This window comes from Promicromonospora sp. NPDC060204, from assembly GCF_042728455.1.
GTDB lineage: Bacteria > Actinomycetota > Actinomycetes > Actinomycetales > Cellulomonadaceae > Promicromonospora.
The window spans coordinates 1-2,880 of sequence record NZ_JBHWZO010000420.1 but is presented as its reverse complement, the minus strand read 5'-3'; the positions used below and the strand labels follow the sequence as shown (position 1 = coordinate 2,880).

The window sequence follows — 2,880 nt, the reverse complement described above, 5'->3', positions numbered from 1 at the left end:
GGGTATCTGCGGGTTTTCCGGCCGGAAACCCGCAGATACCCAGCACTCAACTAGCTCGGGGGGTGGTCGAGGCGGCGGAATGTTGCCTCGAAGCCTGCCGTCCACTGCGTGTGGGTCGTCTTGTCGCAGGTGTACTCCAGCGGTTGGGACAGGCCCTCGGGCTCGTAGGTGTCGCCGTTGTCGCCGAGCTTCCGCGTGACCTCGGTGTCGCCGAAGTCGACCGTCTCGAAGGTGAGCGTGCCGCCCTTGGTCGAGACCGTGTAGGTGGCCGTGCCGCTCCAGGTCTCGACGTACTCCCCGGCGGGCAGGTCGGCGCGGAGCGGCTCGGCGTCGTCGAACTCCACGACCTGGGTGCCGTCGGGGCGGAACTCCACCACCCGTCCGGTCCAGCCCGTGGTCGGGTACGTCTCACTCTGGGCCGAGATCTCCGTCGCCAGGTCCGTCTGCTCCCAGCGCCCCACGAGGCACTCGTCGATGACCGACGGCGGCGCGGTGGGGGCCGAGGCGGACGGCTCACCGGAGGCCGGGGCGGGCTCCGAGGCAGGTCCGGACGCCGTCGGCGTCCCCGTCGTGCCGGCCTCCGCCTCCCCGGACCGCAGGCCGAGCACGGCCGCCGTCGTGCCGCCCCCGACGATCACCACGACGGCCGCCGCGACGATCCAGGTGATCGGCCGGGTCAGCAGGCCGCGGCGGGGCGCCTGGGGCTCGGGTTCCGTTCCGGAAGCCGGCTCGGGGGCAGGTTCGGACGCCGGCCGGGACGCAGGGCCGGCCGCCGGTTCCGACGCCGAAGTCGTCGACGACGTTGCCGCGGCCGACGTCGGGCCGTCCGCCCGGACGACCGTCCCGTCGTCGCGCAGCGCGGTCGCGTCGTCGTCCTCCGAGCCGGCGGCCGCCCCGGCCGCCCCAGCCGCCCCGCCCGCCCCGGCCGGGAGGATCTTCGCGGCGCCCGTCCGCCCGTCTGCGGGCACCTCGTTGAGGAAGTCGAGCACCTCCGGCAACCCGGGCCGGGCCTCGGGGTCCTTGGCGAGACAGGCCTGGACGAGTGGGAGCAGCCACTCCGGGCACCCGCTCAGGTCCGGTTCTTCGTGGACCACGCGGTAGTAGACGACGGTGGTGTCGCCCTCGCCGAACGCGCGCTGCCCGGTCGCGGCGTAGAGCGCGACGGCGCCCAGCGCCCAGACGTCGGCGGCGGGTGTCGCGAGGCTGCCGCGCACCTGCTCGGGCGCCATGAAGGCGGGCGTGCCGACCTTGAGGCCGGTGCGGGTCAGCGACGTCGAGTCGGACCCCTGGGCGATGCCGAAGTCGATGACGTACGGGCCGTCCTGGGCGAGCAGGATGTTGGACGGCTTGAGGTCGCGGTGCACGATGCCGACCTGGTGCACCGACCGCAGCGCCTCGGCCACGCCCGCCAGTATGCGGCGCACGTCGGGCTCGGGCAGGGGACCCTGGGTGCGGACGACGGCGGAGAGCGCGGGGCCGGCGACGTACTCGACCGCCAGCCACGGCTGGTCGCCGTCCGGGTCGGCGTCGATCAGGGTGGCCAGGAACCGGCCGCGCACCTTCATCGCGGCTGCCGCCTCCCGGCGGAACCGCGTGCGGAACTCCGGGTCCTGGACGTGTTCCCGCAGGATCGCCTTGAGGGCGAGCTTGCGGCCGGTGCGGGTCTCCGCGAGATAGACGGCGCCCATGCCGCCCGCGCCGATGCGGCCGAGGAGCGGGTATCCGCCCAGCTCCTGCGGGTCGCCGGGCTCGAGCGGGTGGACCTGCGGGGCTTCCCCTGAGCCTGGCGCGATCATGGTGCGAAACATACCGGATATCCTTGAATTCACCCGATATTTCGGTCATGGTGACTCGCGTTCCCACAACTTCAGATGCAGGGGGAGAACCATGAAGCGAAAGCTGGTGAGCCGCGCGCTGCCGTCCGTGCTCGTCGCGGGTGGTCTGCTGGTCACGGGCACCGTCTCCGCGACCGCGGCCGACGGCGCCACGTCGAGCGTCGAGCAGCAGTCCGCGGGCCTGGGCGACCTGCTGTCGGGCACCGTCGACGCCGTGGTCGGCAAGGGCGGCGCGGTCGACAGCACGCTGACCCAGGTGACGGACACGGTCGAGCAGGTGACGAAGAAGGACGGTGCCGTGGACGACACCGTCAAGGGTGTCACCGGCGCCGTCGACGCGGTGGCCGGCAAGGACGGCGCCGTCGACGACGTGGTGAAGGGCGTGACCAGCGGCGGGACCAAGACGCCCGCGGCCGGCAGCGGGCCGGTCGAGGACGTCGTGCGCGGCGTGTCCGGCGCGGTGACGTCGGTGGCCGGCGAGGAGGGCGCCGTCGACGACGTCCTCGGCGCGGACAAGCCCCGGCGCGGCGTGCTGGACGACCTGCCCGCCGAGATCATCGGCGACGTCGGCTCCGTGGGCGAGAACCTCGGCCGCGGCGACGTGCCCGGCACGATCGGCGCGGTCACGGGCGAGGACGGCGTCGTGGACGACCTCCTGGAGAGCCCGGAGCGCGGCGGCCCGGGCGGGGGCGGCCCCGGCGACGGGGGCGACGGCGGCGACGGCGACGGCGGCGGGTCCGACGACGGCGGCACGATCCCGGTGTCGAACACGCCCGGGCTCGGCACCGGCGTCGACATCGGCCTGCCGATCCAGGCGATCGGCGAGGCCCAGGCCCCCGGCGCCCTCGCGCAGACCGGCGTCCAGGTCGCCGGCGTGGCCGCCGTCGCGCTCGGCCTCACGGCCGCGGGCGCCGCGCTGGTCCGCGCCCGCCGCCGGATGCTGGACACGCAGGACTGACGCCCCGCGCCGGCCGGCTCGGCTCCGGCCAACCCCGCCGGCGCTCGACGTCGGCAGTCTGCATCGAGGTCGGCACAGGCCTGTGCC

2 protein-coding genes are annotated in these 2,880 nt (G+C 74.7%); one reads left to right on the top strand and one right to left on the bottom strand.

Features of this window, described 5'->3' with window-relative positions:
• Positions 1-50 precede the first annotated feature (50 nt).
• The gene (locus ACFWEJ_RS28260) at positions 51-1,796 is read right to left on the bottom strand and encodes a protein kinase (RefSeq protein WP_377232482.1); all 1,746 of its coding nucleotides are present in this window, start codon (positions 1,794-1,796) and stop codon (positions 51-53) included.
• Between the two features lie 91 nt (positions 1,797-1,887).
• Here ACFWEJ_RS28260 and ACFWEJ_RS28255 point away from each other — a divergent pair, with 91 nt between their 5' ends.
• Positions 1,888-2,793 (top strand): hypothetical protein, encoded by a 906-nt coding sequence (locus tag ACFWEJ_RS28255; protein ID WP_377232481.1) that lies wholly within the window; start codon positions 1,888-1,890, stop codon positions 2,791-2,793.
• Positions 2,794-2,880 lie beyond the last annotated feature (87 nt).